This window comes from Leifsonia sp. NPDC102414 (genome assembly GCF_044765685.1).
Classification (GTDB): domain Bacteria; phylum Actinomycetota; class Actinomycetes; order Actinomycetales; family Microbacteriaceae; genus Leifsonia.
The window spans coordinates 16,032-31,117 of sequence record NZ_JBIWKN010000005.1 but is presented as its reverse complement, the minus strand read 5'-3'; the positions used below and the strand labels follow the sequence as shown (position 1 = coordinate 31,117).

12 protein-coding genes are annotated in these 15,086 nt (G+C 69.1%); 7 read left to right on the top strand and 5 right to left on the bottom strand.

Annotated elements, in window-relative coordinates; genetic code table 11:
* Positions 1-51 precede the first annotated feature (51 nt).
* From ACIRCZ_RS17235 to ddaH, 3 genes are all read right to left on the bottom strand, one after another.
* The gene (locus tag ACIRCZ_RS17235; RefSeq protein ID WP_402855162.1) at positions 52-1,539 is read right to left on the bottom strand and encodes a peptide MFS transporter; all 1,488 of its coding nucleotides are present in this window, start codon (positions 1,537-1,539) and stop codon (positions 52-54) included.
* Between the two features lie 91 nt (positions 1,540-1,630).
* Positions 1,631-2,926: an ornithine--oxo-acid transaminase gene (gene rocD / locus ACIRCZ_RS17230; protein WP_402855159.1), complete on the bottom strand. Its 1,296-nt coding sequence runs from the start codon at positions 2,924-2,926 to the stop codon at positions 1,631-1,633.
* A gap of 11 nt (positions 2,927-2,937) precedes the next feature.
* On the bottom strand, positions 2,938-3,798 hold the full coding sequence (ddaH, locus tag ACIRCZ_RS17225) for a dimethylargininase (protein WP_055889008.1): 861 nt from the start codon (positions 3,796-3,798) through the stop codon (positions 2,938-2,940).
* A 186-nt stretch (positions 3,799-3,984) separates the two neighbouring features.
* On the opposite strand from ddaH, the gene ACIRCZ_RS17220 reads away from it, so the two are divergent.
* The 5 genes from ACIRCZ_RS17220 to ACIRCZ_RS17200 all read left to right on the top strand — a co-directional run bounded on the left by ACIRCZ_RS17220 (position 3,985) and on the right by ACIRCZ_RS17200 (position 7,735).
* Positions 3,985-4,422 carry an Lrp/AsnC family transcriptional regulator gene (locus tag ACIRCZ_RS17220; protein ID WP_055891313.1) on the top strand — a complete coding sequence of 146 codons (438 nt, stop codon included), beginning with the start codon at positions 3,985-3,987 and terminating at the stop codon, positions 4,420-4,422.
* 66 nt (positions 4,423-4,488) lie between these two features.
* Positions 4,489-4,911, top strand: a complete 423-nt coding sequence (locus ACIRCZ_RS17215) for an SRPBCC domain-containing protein (protein WP_402855154.1) — start codon at positions 4,489-4,491, stop codon at positions 4,909-4,911.
* A gap of 95 nt (positions 4,912-5,006) precedes the next feature.
* Positions 5,007-5,699: a response regulator transcription factor gene (locus tag ACIRCZ_RS17210; protein ID WP_055889002.1), complete on the top strand. Its 693-nt coding sequence runs from the start codon at positions 5,007-5,009 to the stop codon at positions 5,697-5,699.
* A 66-nt stretch (positions 5,700-5,765) separates the two neighbouring features.
* Complete coding sequence (locus tag ACIRCZ_RS17205; RefSeq protein WP_402855151.1) at positions 5,766-7,346, top strand: sensor histidine kinase; 1,581 nt, start codon at positions 5,766-5,768, stop codon at positions 7,344-7,346.
* Complete coding sequence (locus tag ACIRCZ_RS17200) at positions 7,343-7,735, top strand: GntR family transcriptional regulator (protein WP_402855148.1); 393 nt, start codon at positions 7,343-7,345, stop codon at positions 7,733-7,735. The genes ACIRCZ_RS17205 and ACIRCZ_RS17200 overlap by 4 nt, the downstream gene beginning before the upstream one ends.
* Before the next feature lie 14 nt (positions 7,736-7,749).
* On the opposite strand, the gene ACIRCZ_RS17195 is transcribed toward ACIRCZ_RS17200, so the two are convergent.
* Both ACIRCZ_RS17195 and ACIRCZ_RS17190 read right to left on the bottom strand, forming a co-directional pair.
* On the bottom strand, positions 7,750-8,577 hold the full coding sequence (locus ACIRCZ_RS17195) for an aldo/keto reductase (protein WP_055888995.1): 828 nt from the start codon (positions 8,575-8,577) through the stop codon (positions 7,750-7,752).
* Positions 8,578-8,606: 29 nt separating this feature from the next.
* Positions 8,607-12,248 (bottom strand): proline dehydrogenase family protein, encoded by a 3,642-nt coding sequence (locus ACIRCZ_RS17190; protein ID WP_402855145.1) that lies wholly within the window; start codon positions 12,246-12,248, stop codon positions 8,607-8,609.
* Between the two features lie 157 nt (positions 12,249-12,405).
* On the opposite strand from ACIRCZ_RS17190, the gene ACIRCZ_RS17185 reads away from it, so the two are divergent.
* Entirely contained in the window at positions 12,406-13,299 is an 894-nt protein-coding gene (locus tag ACIRCZ_RS17185; protein ID WP_402855142.1) for a LysR family transcriptional regulator, read from the top strand.
* Between the two features lie 72 nt (positions 13,300-13,371).
* Positions 13,372-15,033: a phytoene desaturase family protein gene (locus ACIRCZ_RS17180; RefSeq protein ID WP_402855139.1), complete on the top strand. Its 1,662-nt coding sequence runs from the start codon at positions 13,372-13,374 to the stop codon at positions 15,031-15,033.
* Positions 15,034-15,086: the final 53 nt, after the last annotated feature.

Genomic DNA, 15,086 nt, shown 5'->3' with positions numbered 1-15,086 from the left:
CTGCCATCACTCGTCCGACCATCACGCGCCCGGCCATCACGAACCCCGCCATCACCGCACCCCGCGCATCAGCTTCAGCACCCACGGGCTCAGCAGCGCCAGCACGACGCCGATGGCGATCGCGACCCCGCCGATCACCCCGAAGTAGATGCCCTCCGTCGCCGGCGCGTACAGCTTCGCGAGCTGACCGGCCATCGCGGTGCCGAGCGCCACCGAGAGGAAGTACAGGGCCACCATCTGCGCGCCGAACGCGTGCGGCGCGAGCTTGGTGGAGGCGGACAGCCCGACAGGCGAGATCAGCAGTTCAGCGATCGTGAACACCAGCAGGATGCCCACCACCGCCAGCAGCGGCGTGCTGTTCTCGCCTCCGCCGGCCCAGAACAGGAACATCAGGAAGGCGAGCCCCATCACCACCGTGCCCGCCGCGAACTTGAGAGGAGTGGACGGCTGCTTCGCTCCCCACTTCGTCCAGATCGCGGCGAAGACACCGGACAGGATGATGATGAAGATCGGGTTGATCGACTGCACCCAGGAGACCGGGAACTCCCAGCCGAAGAGGTCGCGGTCGAGGCGCTTGTCCGAGTAGATCGTGACCACGGTGAACTGTTGCTGGTAGAGCGACCAGAACGCCGCGTTGGTGATGAACAGCGGGATGAAGGCCAGGATTCTGCTGCGCTCGTCCGCGCTCAGCAGCTTCGACCTCAGGATGACCACGAAGTAGGCGATCGCCGCCACGATCACCAGGCCGATCACGATGAGCGCGAGGTTCTGCGCCGTGATCACCCCCGCGAACACCAGCGCGACCACCACGATCACTCCGGCGACGGCGATGCCGATCACCAGGGGGCGCCGGGATGCGGGCAGCGGGTTCGGGATCTCGTGCGACGCCTCCGGAAGACGCTTGCGTCCGAACGAGTACTGGATGAGGCCGATCGCCATACCCACCGCCGCCAGCCCGAAGCCCCAGTGGAACCCGAGCGTCGTCTGCAGCAGGCCGGTGAGCAGCGGACCGAAGAACGCGCCGAGGTTGATGCCGAGATAGAAGATCGAGAATCCGGCGTCGCGCCGCGGGTCCTTCTCCGAGTACAGGGTGCCGACGATGCGGGTCGCGTTCGCCTTCAGCCCGCCGCTGCCGAGCGCGACCAGGAGCAGACCGGCGATCACGCCTGAGACACCAGGCAGGACCGCCAGGCAGATGTGCCCGGCCATGATGACGACGGCGCTCCAGAACAGCACGCGTTCCGACCCGAACATCCGGTCGGCCAGCCACGCGCCGAGGATCGTCGACAGGTACACCGCCCCGCCGTACGCCCCGACGATGCCTGCGGCGGTCGCCTGGTCGATTCCCAGACCACCGTCTGCCGCGGAGTAGTAGAGGTAGATGAGGAGGATGCCCTGCATCCCGTAGAACGAGAAGCGCTCCCACATCTCCACACCGAAGATGTTGGCGAGCGACCGCGGTTGCCCGAAGAACGTCTTGCCGCCGTCGCGCCGTTCAGGCGCCGTTGCCTGTGCGCTCGGATCACTCATGGCGCCCATGCTTCCACTCGGAGGCATCCAGCGCGACGATAATCCGGAAGCTGTGGAAACTACGGCTGTCCACAGCCGCGCCCATCCCCGGCGGAACGCGCTACCGCCCGGACAGCTCCCGCAGCACAGCCTCCAGCTGATCGACCGCCCAGTCCAGGTCGGCAGGGTCGACAACGATCGGCGGAGCCAGCCGGATGGTCGACCCGTGCGTGTCCTTCGCCAGCAGTCCCCGCTCCATCAGCAGCTCGCACACCTCGCGCCCGGTCGCCAGCGCGGGGTCGATGTCGATCCCCGCCCAGAGCCCGGCCCCGCGCACCGCGAGCACGCCGTGGCCGATCAGCCGGGTGAGTCCGGTGTGCAGCCGCGCGCCGAGCAGGGCGGCGCGTTCCTGGGGCTCGCCCGTCGCGAGCATCCCGACCACCGCCCGCCCGACGGCGGCAGCGAGCGGGTTCCCACCGAAAGTCGACCCGTGTTCGCCGGGGTTCAGCACCCCGAGCACATCACGGTTGCCGACCACGGCAGAGACCGGCACGATGCCGCCGCCGAGCGCCTTGCCCAGCAGGTAGAGGTCGGGTACCACTCCCACCAGGTCGCACGCGAACGTCGCTCCGGTGCGGCCAAGGCCGGACTGGATCTCGTCCGCGATCAGGAGCACACGTCGCTCGTCGCAGAGCGCGCGCAGTTCGGGCAGGAAGCCGGCGGGCGGCACGACGATGCCCGCCTCTCCCTGGATGGGTTCGACGAGCACGGCCACCGTGTCGTCGTCGATGGCCGCCGCGACCGCATCCGCGTCGCCGTACGGGACCGTGCGGAAGCCCGGCGTGTACGGACCGAAGCCGTCGCGCGCATCCGGGTCGTCGGAGAAGCTGATGATCGTGGTGGTGCGGCCGTGGAAGTTCCCGGCCATCACGATGATGTTCGCGCGCCCGTCCGGCACGCCCTTCACGCGGTATCCCCACGCGCGCGCCACCTTGATTCCGGACTCGACCGCCTCGGCCCCGGTGTTCATCGGCAGCACCATGTCTTTGCCAGCGAGCGCGGCGAGCGCCTCCACGAACGGGCCGAGCTGGTCGTTGTGGAACGCGCGGCTCGTCAGGGTGATGCGGTCGAGCTGCGCACGTGCCGCATCCAGCAGCACGGCGTTGGAGTGGCCGAAGTTGACCGCGGAGTACGCGGCGAGGCAGTCCAGGTAGCGCCTGCCGTCCACATCCGTGACCCAGGCGCCGTCCCCCTCGGCGACCACGACGGGCAGCGGATGGTAGTTGTGCGCCGTGTGCTCCTCTTCGCGCTCGATCGCCTCGGCCTGCCGCTCGGTCGGCGCGGCCGTACTGGGGTGGATGCGGTGGGCCGCGGTGTCGGCGCCCGCCCGGTCGACCGTGTCGGTGTCGTTCGTCATGCGCTGTCCTTTCAGCGTCGCAGTTCGAGGGTGCAGCACTTCACGCCGCCGCCGCCGAGCAGCAGCTCGGAGAGGTCGACGCCGATCGGGTTGTAGCCGTGCGCGCGCAGCTGCCGCTCGAAGTCGACGGCACGGGATGCGATGACCACGTTGTACCCGTCCGAGAACGAGTTGAGGCCCAGCACAGAGGCGTCCTCGTCGTTGACGACGATCGCATCCGGGTACCGCTCGGCGATGACGGCCCTGCTGGCGTCGTCGAACGCGGACGGCAGATAGGCGACGTGCTCCTGCCCCGGCGTCCCGTCGAGCACGGCGAGCGCGGTGTCGAGGTGGTAGAAGTTCGGGTCGACCAGCCGCAGCGAGATGACTTCGCGGCCGTAGATGGCGGCCAGCTCCTCATGGCTCTCTCCCGTGCTGCGGAAGCCGGAGCCCGCGAGGATGGTCTCGCCGACCAGCAGGAAGTCGCCCTCGCCCTCGTTCACGTGCTGGGGCTCTGCCACCTCGTAGCCGTTGCTGCGGAACCACTCCATGTACGCGGGGCCTTCCGGCTGGCGTTCCGGGTATGTGAAGCTCGCGCCGTATGCGATGTTGTCGATCACGAATCCGCCGTTGGCCGCGTAGACCATGTCCGGCAGCCCGTCGATCGGGTCGATGAGCTGCACGTCGTACCCGAGGTCGACGTAGGTGCGGTGCAGGGTGTCCCACTGCTGCACCGCGAGGGAGGTGTCGGTCGGCAGAGCAGGGTCCATCCACGGATTGATCCGGTAGACCACCACGAAATGCTCCGGCCTGCACATGAGCACCGAGCGGCGCGTCGGGGTGCGCGCCGGCCGGTCTGTCCGTGGCTCGGCGTCTTCGTGCGTGATCGACATGGGGATAGTGTCACACACGATTGTCGGCGAATGGATGCGTCCTGGCGCACGTAATCGCCGTTCTGTCCTGCACTCACGCAGTATCCGTGCATTCGCTCCGAGCGAGAGCGAATCGTTACACACCCCGCGCAACTTTTCCGCGTAATACCCGGCGACGACGCAACGATCCACCGTATGCTTGCGCTCGTGGACAACCTCGATCGCAGCATCCTCGACCTGCTCCGCCAGAATGCCCGCGCAGGGTACGGGGACATCGGCTCGGTCGTCGGCCTGTCCGCGTCCGCCGTGAAGCGCCGGGTCGACCGCCTCGTCTCGGACGGCGTCATCCGCGGTTTCACGATCCAGGTCGACCCGGCCATCGACGGCATGAGCACCGAGGCGTACGTCGAGCTGTTCTGCCGCGGGACGGTCGCGCCAGACGAGCTGTTGCGCATCCTGTCCGCCGTGCCGGAGGTGGTGGATGCCGGGACGGTCACGGGCAGCGCCGACGCGATCGTTCACATCCGGTCGCGGGACATCCCGAGCCTGGAGGCCGCGTTGGAGAAGGTGCGTCTCGCGCCGAACGTCGACCACACCCGCTCCGCCATCGTGCTCTCCCGCCTCATCAGCCGCGGCAACGCCTGAGCAAGGCCGGCGCCACCCGTCGCATTTCTTCAAGCCTGCGCCGCCGATCGCGCGCAGGATGGGGAGATGACAGAGACAGCAGAGGCCTCCATCATCGTCGACGCCGACACGGACGCCGTCTGGCGTGCCATCACCGACCCGGAGATCATCGCGCGGTACCTCTACGGCACCCGCGTCGAGTCGGAGTGGCGGGTCGGCAGCCCCATCGTCTACCGCGGCGAGTGGGAGGGGAAACCATACGAGGATCACGGCACGATCCTCGAGTTCGTGCCAGGCGAGCGCCTGGTGAGCAGCTACTACAGCCCGCTCAGCGGCAAGCCGGACGTGCCGGAGAGCTACCAGGACGTCGCGTACGTGCTCCGCCAGGAGGACGGCGGCACCCGCCTCACCGTCACCCAGAGCGGATGCGCCGACCGTGCAGAAGCCGACCGGATAAGCAGCAACTGGGCCACGACGCTGGAGGGCCTGCGCAGCACGGTCGATGCCTGAAAACCCAGGATGATCTGCGAGAACCTACAGGAAACGCCCTGCCGGATCAAAGCCGATCCGAGCGCGGCCACGGGAATCGGTGGCACGATGTTGCCATGAAGCTCCTCGTTGTCGAAGACGATCCCGACATGGGAGGCCTCGTCGAGCGCGGCCTCACGGCCGAAGGCTACGACGTGACCCTGGTCACCAACGGCGTCGACGCGCTCATCGCGCTGCGCACGGACACGTACTCCGCCGCCGCGATCGACGTCATGCTGCCGGGGATGAGTGGCTTCGAACTGTGCCGCCACATCCGCGAGGCGGCCAACCCGATGCCCATCCTGCTGCTCACCGCGCGCGACGCGATCGAGGACCGCGTCCACGGCCTCGACTCCGGTGCGGACGACTACCTCACCAAGCCGTTCGCGTTCGCCGAGCTGGCCGCGCGCGTCCGGGCTCTGCTGCGCCGCGAGCCGTCCGGGATGCGCCCCCAGGTCACGGTCGGCCGTCTCACCATCGACTCGCACGAGCACCGCGCCCTCGTCTCCGGCCACGAGATGCCGCTGAGCCGCCGCGAGTTCACGCTGCTGCGCCTGTTCGCCACGAACCCGGACAAGACGCTCGCCCGCTCTGACATCCTGGAGACGGTGTGGGGAACCACGGAGAACATCGGCACGAACGTCATCGACCAGTACGTGTCGTACCTGCGCAAGAAGCTGGAGCTGGCGGGCGCCGGGCTCGCCATCGTCACCGAGCGTGGCCGCGGCTACCGGCTGGACGCCAAGAACGCCGAGGTCGCGACCTCGTGAGTCACCCCGCGCCCGCCTACGCTCTTCCCGGCCGCTCGGGATGCGCGGAACCGGCGTGACGCGACCGTGAACCGTCTCCGGCGCCTGTCGATCACCGCCCGCATCACGATCGGCAGTCTGATCGTCGCCACCCTGTTCGGCCTGGTCGCCGTCGAGGTGGTGCGCTTCGGCGTCGCGGCGATCCTGCACAACGCCACGGTGACGCTGCTCGACAACGACGTGGCGGCGCCGGCCGCCGCTCTGGGCAACAACCCGGACGGACCGTTCGATCTGCCGGGCGGCGGCCAGGAGCTCGCGATCGTGGATGCGTCCGGCTCGGTGCTCGCATCCACTCTGCCTGGCTCGCTGGAGGAGGGCATCAGCAGTCTGCTGAAGCTGGGCGACCAGGCCACGAGCGTGAAGGTCGGCGACGACCAGTACCTCGTGCTGGTGCGCGAGGTGGTGACGCCGAACGGTGTGATGCACGTGATCGCCGCGCGCAACAACGAGACGACGGACCTCATCCTGGACCGGCTGACCGGTGCTCTCGCGATCGGTGCGGTGCTGCTGGTGATCGGGTTCGGAGCCGCGTCGTGGCTGCTGACCCGCGCCGCCCTGCGCCCGGTGAGCAGGATGCGCGAGCAGGCGGAGCGCATCGCCGACGTGCAGTCGACGGGACTGCTGACCGTCAATCCGGCGCGCGACGAACTCGCGGAGCTCGCCGGGACCCTCAACGACCTGATCCGGCGGCTGCGGGCGTCGGCGGAGCGCGAACGGCAGATGGTGTCGGATGCGAGTCACGAGCTGCGCACGCCGCTGGCCGTCCTCCGCGGCCAGCTCGAACTCGCGGAACTGGACGCCGGCGACGCGAACGCGCTGCTCGCGGACATCCGTTCGTCTCGCAGCACCGCCCTCCGGCTCGGCCAGCTCGCGAACAACCTGCTGGAGCTGTCCCGTATCGAGGCCGGCCCGGCGAGCGGCCGCACGGACTGGCGAACGCTGACCGACGAGCTGGCCGACGCCATCGACCGCGCTCGCCTCCTGGCCGCGAGCCCGGAGGAGAGCACTCCGCCGATCTCGATCGACTTCGACTACAACCCGCGCAAGATGCCATCTGGCGAGCGCCTGGTCGGTCTCTCGCCCACCGATTTCGGCCGCATCCTGGACAACCTCATCGGCAACGCGATCACGGCGATCGCGGCAGCGGCGACTGCGACTGAGGGCGCGCCGGGCACGGGAACGGCGGGCGCAGGAACGCCGGGCGCAGGAGCCGGCACGAGCACGGAGACCAGCGTTGACTCCGAGACAAACGCAGACACAGACTCAGACTCAGACTCAGGCGCGCCCGACGACCTCGAACTCCGGGATGCGACGGTCACCGCCGAGCTCACGGCCACCGACGCCGAGGTCATCCTGACCGTGAGGGACAGCGGCCCGGGAATGCCGGACGCGTTCATCCCCGTGGCGCTCGACAGGTTCACTCGGGCGGACGGCGCCCGCACGGCGCATTCCGGCGGCGGGCTCGGTCTCGCGATCGTCGGAGCGCTGGCCGGGTCCGCAGGCGGTAGCGTCGTCTTGGCGAACGCGCCGGGCGGCGGTCTCGTCGTCACCGTGGTGCTTCCGCTCGTCGACAGCGCACCGATCCCAGGGAAGGCGGACCAGCCGTGACCGACTCCAGCACGCCGGGCTTTCTCGCCGGCGCGATCGACCCGTCCGCGACCACGCCGCCGTTCGAGCAGTTGAAGTCGCACATCCTCTCCGCCGTGGCGTCGGGCGACGCCGCCGTCGGAACACGCCTCCCGCCTGTCCGCGCCCTGGCCGATGCGCTCGGACTCGCTCCCAACACGATCGCGCGCGCCTATCGCGAGCTGGAGCACGTCGGCGTCCTGGAGACGCGCGGCCGCGCCGGCACGTTCGTCGCGGCCCCGGACGCCGTCCAGCGCGAGGCCGCCGCAGCAGCAGCGGCCTTCGCCGACCGCGCCGCAGATCTGGGCCTGACAGTGGACGCGGCCCTGACCCTCGCCCGCGCCGCCCTGGAGTCGCGCCTCCGCGCCTGACACCGGCGCCGTTGTCAGTGCCCGCTGCGGTCCGAGTCCACTCCGGCGTCCGGCCCTTCGTCGAGCGTGTCGATCGCGGCCAGGTCCGCTGCGTCCAGCTCGAACCCGAACACGTCGAAGTTCTCCGCGAGCCGCTGGGCGTTGCTGGATTTCGGGATGACGACGAGCCCGTTCTGGATGTGCCAGCGGAGCACGACCTGCCCCGGCGTCTTCTCGTGCTTCTCTGCGATCTCGGCCAGCACCGGCGAGCGCAGAAGCTCGCCTCCGGCGCCGAGCGGGCTCCACGACTCCGTGACGATCCCGTGCTCGGTGTCGTATGCGCGCTGCTCACGTCGCTGAATAGCCGGGCTGAGCTGGATCTGGTTCACCGCCGGGGTCACGCCGGTCTCCGCGATCAGCTTTTCGATGTGCGCTGGCTTGAAGTTGGAGACGCCGATCGCGCGCGCCTTGCCCGCCTCCCGCAGCCGGATGAAGGTCTCCCAGGTGGACACGTACTCGTCCCGAGCGGGCAGCGGCCAGTGGATGAGCAGCAGGTCGACGTAGTCGAGCCCCAGCCTGGCAAGCGAGCCGTCCAGCCCGTCGACAGCGCGGTCGTCTCCCTGGTACGTGCCGTCGAGCTTCGTGGTGACGAACAGCGCCTCCCTGGCGACGCCGCTGTTCTTCACCCCGGCTCCGACGCCGACCTCGTTGCCGTACTTCACCGCCGTGTCGATGTGGCGGTATCCGATGGCCGCCGCTTCGACGATCGCGCGCTCGACCTCGCGGTCGTCGAGTGGCCAGGTGCCGAGACCGAGCTGCGGGATGGACGTTCCTGAGTTGAGGGGAAGGCTGGGTGTCGTCATGTTTTCAGGCTACGCGGGCCCGTCTCCGATCAGATGACTGTGTCGGAAAGCTGCGTCGGATTTCCGAACCGGTGGTTGGTGATCGAGATCGCCTGCTCGTGGAGGAAGGGCAGCACCTCGATGCGCCCGGACGGCGTGACCTGGTTGGCGTACACAGCCACGTCCGGGGTGCCCCCGAGTGCGGCTGCCAGCTCGGACGCGTCTCCCCCGATGAGCCGGATGCGGTGGGGCCGTGCCGCGTGCGACCGGATGCGCGACAGCCAGTGCGCGTCCGACTCCACGACCACCTCGAGCTCGCGTTCGCGCAGGAGCTGGTGCATCGCCCGCGGCAGCTTGACCGCCGTGCTCACCGCGAACGGCGAGTTCGCGACGGTCCCCGCCGCCATCACCCGCAGCAGCTCGGGAAGCCCCGCCCCCTCGGAGAGCCGGATGGTCACCGGCACCGGCCGGTAGCGGAACAGGTTACGCTCCACCCCGATGGCGGACACGTCTTTGACGGCGTGGTATTCCGTCGCCGCGGCGATGGCATCGCTGAGCGCCGACCGTCGCACGACGTCGAACGCCGCGTAGTCCATCGACGATTGACCGGACTCGATGAGGTCGGACACCCGCTTGTCGAGCCCACGCAGGTGCAGGCTGGCGCTGGAGCTGCCAGCGTCCGGCACCCACGATCCGAGCCCGATCAGATAGTTCGGTCCACCGGCCTTCGTGCCGGCGCCGACGGACGAGCGCTTCCACCCTCCGAACGGCTGACGCTGCACGATGGCGCCCGTGATCCCGCGGTTGACGTAGAGGTTTCCCGCTTCCACCGACTCGAGCCAGAGCGCCAGCTCCTCGGAGTCGAGCGAGTGCAGTCCGGCGGTGAGCCCGTACTCGATGGCGTTCTGATAGCGGATCGCTTCGTCCAGGTTCTTCGCCGTCATGATCCCGAGCACCGGACCGAAGAACTCGGTGAGGTGGAAGTACGAGCCTGCCGGCACTCCCGCACGGATGCCGGGCGACCACAGCCTGCCCGTGCCGTCCAGCTGCTTCGGCTTCACCAGCCACTCCTCGGATGCGCCGAGCGTGGTGAGCGCGTGCAGCAGCTTGCCGGATGCCGGCTCGATCAGCGGCCCCATCTGACTCGTCGGGTCCTGCGGGTATCCGACGCGCATACTCGTGGCCGCGTCGATGAGCTGGTTGCGGAACCGATCAGAGGTGGCGACGGAACCGACCAGGATGACGAGGCTCGCGGCCGAGCACTTCTGGCCGGCGTGGCCGAATGCGCTCTTCACGATGTCCGAGACGGCCAGGTCGTAGTCGGCGCTCGGCGTCACGATGATGGCGTTCTTGCCGCTCGTCTCGGCCAGCAGCGGCAGGTCGGGACGCCACGACCGGAACAGCTTGGCCGTCTCGTACGCGCCGGTCAGGATCACCCTGTCCACGCGTGGGTCCGAGACGAGCGCCTGTCCGAGGTCGTTCTCCGCCACGTCGACGAGAGCCAGCAGTTCGCGCGGGATGCCCGCCTCCCAGAGCGCCTCGACCATCACAGCGCCGGAGCGCTTGGCCTGAGGAGCCGGCTTGATGACGACCCCGCTACCCGCGGCGAGCGCGGAGAGGACGGAGCCGGCGGGGATGGCCACGGGGAAGTTCCATGGAGGCGTGACGACGGTGATCTTCGACGGCACGAAACGGGCGCCCTGGACCGCATCCAATTCTCGCGCTCTGCTGGCGTAGTAGTGGGCGAAGTCGATCGCCTCGCTGACCTCTGGGTCGGCCTCCGCGATGGTCTTGCCCGTCTCGGATGCCATCACCTCGATGAGCCTGTCGCGGTTCGCGGCGAGTGCGATCCCGGCACGGTCGAGCACGGCAGCGCGGTCGAAGCCGCTGCGCGCACCCCACGCCTCGCCGTTGATCCTCACGGTCTGGAGGAGCTCATCGAGCTGACCGGCGTCGGTGAGCGCGGCAGACGCGATGGTCTCGACTCCCAGCTCCGACGCGGACGACCTGGCGAGAATCTTCCTGCCCCAGCTCCGGTTCGCCGCGAGCGACGGGTCCGTGTCTGCGGCGTTGTGGAAGCCGCGCATCACGTCGACGGTCATCGGCTCTCCGACGACCCCGTCGCCGCTCGACCCGCGGCGCAGCCCGAGCACGACGCTCGTCAGCCCTTCGTCGCCATCAGCGGCAGGCTCCGGCGCGGCGGGCCGGGTGAACGCCTCTGCGCTCGCCTCGTCCCACTCCCGTGAGCGGTCCTGCTGCCGGTTGGGCAGCGGCGCGACACCCCACGGCTGCGTGTCTGCTTCCAGCTCGGCGATCGAGGCGAGGAACCGTTGCTTCTCCCGCTCGAACACGCCGGCATCCGAGTCGAGCTCGAACACCGCGGACATGAAGTTCTCCTGGCTCGCGTTCTCTTCGAGCCTGCGGATCAGGTACGAGATCGCCACGTCGAACTCTGCGGGGTTGACGACCGGCGTGTAGAGCAGCAGGCTGCCGACCGTCTTCTTGACCGCCTCCGCCTGGGCCGTTGCCATCCCGAGCAGCATCTCGAAGTCGATGCTGTCCGTCACCCCGCGACGCGAGGCCAGCAGCCAGGCGTACGCTACGTCGAACAGGTTGTGCCCTGCGACGCCGATCTTCACCGCGTCCGTGTGCTCCGGTGTGAGCGCCCAATCGAGCATGCGCTTGTAGTTGGTGTCGGTGGCCTGCTTGCTGCCGTAGGTGGCGAGCGGCCAATCGTGGATGGCCGCATCCACCCGCTCCATCGCCAGGTTCGCGCCCTTGACCACGCGCACCTTGATCGGGGCGCCGCCCGCGACCCGCCGGGTGCTGGACCACTCCGTGAGGGTCTGCAGCGCATCCAGGGCGTCCGGCAGGTAGGCCTGCAGCACGATCCCCGCCTCGAGCTTCGCGAACTCCGGCTTGCTCAGGATGCCGGTGAAGACCGCCATCGTCAGGTTGAGGTCGCGGTACTCCTCCATGTCGAGGTTGATGAACTTCGGCTTCGGAGACGACGCGGCCAGCTGGTACAGCGGCGTCAGCCGTTCCACCACGCGCTCGACCGTCTCGTCGAACGACCACATCGAGAGCTGCGACGCGATCGAGGACACCTTGATCGAGACGTAGTCGACGTCGTCGCGCGCGAGCAGCTCTCTCGTGCCTTCCAGGCGCCGCGCCGCCTCCTTCTCTCCGAGCACGGCCTCCCCGAGCAGGTTGAGGTTCAGCCGCGCTCCGTGTCCGTGCGGATCGTTGGGCGTGCGCAGGTGGGCGATGGCCGGTCCGAGCTTCTGCGGGGTGGCGTCGACGACCAGGTGGCCGACCATCCCGCGCAGCACACGACGCGCGATCGGAATGACGATCCACGGGAGCACCGGCCCGAACACACCGCCCAGCCAGATCGCGAACCGCATGTACCACGGCAGGAACGACGGGATGCGCTTGGCCACCTTCTGTAGGTTGTAGCCGGCCACGAACAGGTCTTGCGGGCGGGCGACGCCATCCACGAATCCGACAGCGAAGTCGAGTCCGTGCGGGTCTTTCAGCACGCCGGCGAGACGCTCGGCCGCCGGGTCTTGCGCAGCAGGGGCACCCTCGGCGGTCGCGGAGCTCTGAGCGAGCCAGGTGCGCACGAGTTCGACCGCCTCGTCCGCGATCTGCGACGGGCGCGTCTCGTTGCCATCCGTGTGATTGACCATGTCCACGACTGTATTCCTCGCTGCTCGGGGGATCGCTGAGGCCCGCGAAATCTGTGCAGAACCGACCCCTGTGGAAACAGTGTGCAGCCTCAGTATCATCAGGAAAAGCGAATGTTTGCGAACGATATCGTTCGCTCTGACCGAATGAAGGCAACGGATGCTCGACGTGCGCAAACTCCGCCTCCTGCGCGAACTCAAGGTGCGCGGCACCGTCACCGGCGTCGCGGAGGCGCTGTCGTACTCTCCGTCTTCCGTCTCCCAGCAACTCTCGGCGCTGGAGAAGGAGTCCGGCGTCGTCCTGCTCGAGAAGGTCGGCCGCCGCGTGCAGCTCACCGCCCAGGCCGAGATCCTGGTCAGGCACACCGGCGACATCCTCGACATGCTCGACAGGGCGGAGGCCGAGCTGACCGCATCCAGCACCACAGTCGCCGGCGTGGTGCGGATCGCGGTCTTCCAGTCGGCGGCGCACGCCATCATCCCGCGCGCGCTCTCCACGCTCGCCGCCGAATACCCGGAGCTTCGCGTCGAAGTCACGGAGCGAGAGCCGGAGCAGGGCCTGTTCGAGGTCTCTGCGCGCGACTTCGACCTGGTGATCGCCGAGCAGTACCCAGGCAGCACGCGCGGGCTCCGCACCGACCTCGACAGGGTCCAGCTCGCCTCGGACGCCATCCATCTGGCGAGCAGCTCCAGCGCGGATGCGCGGGTGACGACCACGAGCCTGGCCGGCGCCGCCACCCTCCCCTGGGTGATGGAGCCGCAGGGCACGGCCGCGCGCACCTGGGCTGTCCAGCTGTGCCGTGCCGCCGGGTTCGAGCCGGACGTCCGCTACGAGACCGCCGACTTGATCGCGCACATCCGCCTGATCCGTTCCGGCAACGCAGTCGGCATCCTGCCCGACCTCGTCTGGGCAGGCGAGACGCCGAGCGTTCGCCTGATCGACCTGCCTGGATCGCCGCACCGCACCGTTTTCACGTCGGCGAGGCGCTCCTCTGCCGAGCGCCCAGGCGTGGTCGCGTGCCGCGACGCGCTCGCACGAGCTGTGCCGTCCTGACGCGGTGCCGTCCTGACGCGTCGGCTGCCATCGCGTTGATGCACGATCGTCGCTCCGCATAGGCTCTGACGCATGACCGCCACTTCCGCTTCCTCCCCTGAGCTCGAGCAGGCTGCGACCCCGGCACCGGCCCCAGCAACGACCCCGGCACCGACTCACGATGTGGTGATCGTCGGCGGCGGCCACAACGGCCTCACCGCCGCCGCGTATCTCGCACGCGCCGGAAAGAGCGTCATCCTGCTCGAACGTCTCGAATCCGTGGGAGGCGCTGCGGTCAGCGCGCAGGCGTTCTCCGGTGTCGACGCCTGGCTGTCGCGGTACTCCTACCTGGTGAGCCTGCTCCCGCAGCGCATCGTCGATGACCTCGGGCTGCGCATCCGGCTGGCGCGTCGCCGGTACTCCTCGTACACGCCCGTCCCCGGCGACGAGTCCGGAGCCGCGCTCCTCATCGACAACACGGATGCGGACGCCACGTCCTCCTCGTTCGCCCGCATCGGAGCCCCGGACGACGCCCGCGCGTTCCACGACTTCTACGAGACGACCGGTGCCCTCGCGCAGTCCCTGTGGCCCACGGTCACCGAACCGCTCCTGACCCGCAGCGAGGCCAAGGCACTCGTCGGCGACGACGAGCTCTGGTCGTCGATCTTCGAGCGCCCGATCGGCGAGCTCATCGAGTCGCGCATCTCCAACGACCTCGTCCGCGGCGTGGTGGCGACGGATGCCCTGATCGGCACATTCGCCAGCGTCTCCGACGCCTCCCTCGCCCAGAACCGCTGCTTCCTCTATCACGTCATCGGTCAGGGCACCGGTCAGTGGGACGTCCCGGTCGGCGGCATGGGGACGGTGACAGGCGAGCTCGCCAGGGCCGCCCGTGAGGCCGGCGCCCGCATCGTGACGGATGCGGAGGTCACCTCGATCAGCCCGGAGGGCGTCGTCGGGTACGACCGCCATGGCCACGACCGCCGCGTGGTCGGCAGGCACGTGCTCGTCAACGTCGCACCGGATGTGCTCGACCAGCTGCTCGTCGGACAGGGCGACGGCGAGACCCCGAGTGACGCCACCCCGTCCCGACCCCGCGCCGAGGGAGCGCAGGTCAAGGTCAACCTCCTGCTCGAACGCCTCCCCCGGCTGCGCGACGAAGCCGTCGACCCCGCTGCGGCCTTCGGCGGCACCTTCCACATCAACGAGACATACACGCAGCTCGAAGACGCCTTCGCCGGGGCGGTCCGCGGCGTCATGCCGGACCTCATCCCGTGCGAGATCTACTGCCACTCGCTCACCGACCCGAGCATCCTGGACCCGGAGCTCGCCGCATCCGGAGCCCAGACCATCACGGTGTTCGGCCTGCACACCCCCGACCGCTGGCTCACCGACGACAACAACGACGCCACCAGGCAACGACTCCAGGATGCGGTCATCGCATCCCTGAACTCCGTCCTGGCCGAGCCGATCGAGAGCCTCCTGCTCACCGACGCGGACGGAAATCCCTGCATCGAGACGAAGACCACCCGCGACATCGAGCACGCCCTCAACATGCCGGGCGGCAACATCTTCCACGGCCCGCTCTCCTGGCCGTTCGCCGAGGACGACGACCCGCTCGACACCCCTGCGCAGCGGTGGGGCGTGGCGACCGAGCACCCGCGCATCCTGCTGTGCGGGTCCGGGGCGCGGCGCGGAGGCGCGGTCAGCGGGCTCGGAGGGCACAACGCGGCGATGGCGGTGCTGGAGGGCTGAGCCGGGCAGACCGTGTGAGGACTCACACCGCATCCACTGCCGGAAACCGCGCA

Excerpts from the sequence above, each read along its gene's own strand:
- ACIRCZ_RS17235 (WP_402855162.1), bottom strand. The coding sequence starts at position 1,539 with ATGGGCGCCATGAGTGATCCGAGCGCACAGGCAACGGCGCCTGAACGG.
- rocD (WP_402855159.1), bottom strand. The coding sequence starts at position 2,926 with ATGACGAACGACACCGACACGGTCGACCGGGCGGGCGCCGACACCGCG.
- ddaH (WP_055889008.1), bottom strand. The coding sequence starts at position 3,798 with ATGTCGATCACGCACGAAGACGCCGAGCCACGGACAGACCGGCCGGCG.
- ACIRCZ_RS17215 (WP_402855154.1), top strand. The coding sequence starts at position 4,489 with ATGACAGAGACAGCAGAGGCCTCCATCATCGTCGACGCCGACACGGAC.
- ACIRCZ_RS17210 (WP_055889002.1), top strand. The coding sequence starts at position 5,007 with ATGAAGCTCCTCGTTGTCGAAGACGATCCCGACATGGGAGGCCTCGTC.
- ACIRCZ_RS17195 (WP_055888995.1), bottom strand. The coding sequence starts at position 8,577 with ATGACGACACCCAGCCTTCCCCTCAACTCAGGAACGTCCATCCCGCAG.
- ACIRCZ_RS17190 (WP_402855145.1), bottom strand. The coding sequence starts at position 12,248 with ATGGTCAATCACACGGATGGCAACGAGACGCGCCCGTCGCAGATCGCG.
- ACIRCZ_RS17185 (WP_402855142.1), top strand. The coding sequence starts at position 12,406 with ATGCTCGACGTGCGCAAACTCCGCCTCCTGCGCGAACTCAAGGTGCGC.
- ACIRCZ_RS17180 (WP_402855139.1), top strand. The coding sequence starts at position 13,372 with ATGACCGCCACTTCCGCTTCCTCCCCTGAGCTCGAGCAGGCTGCGACC.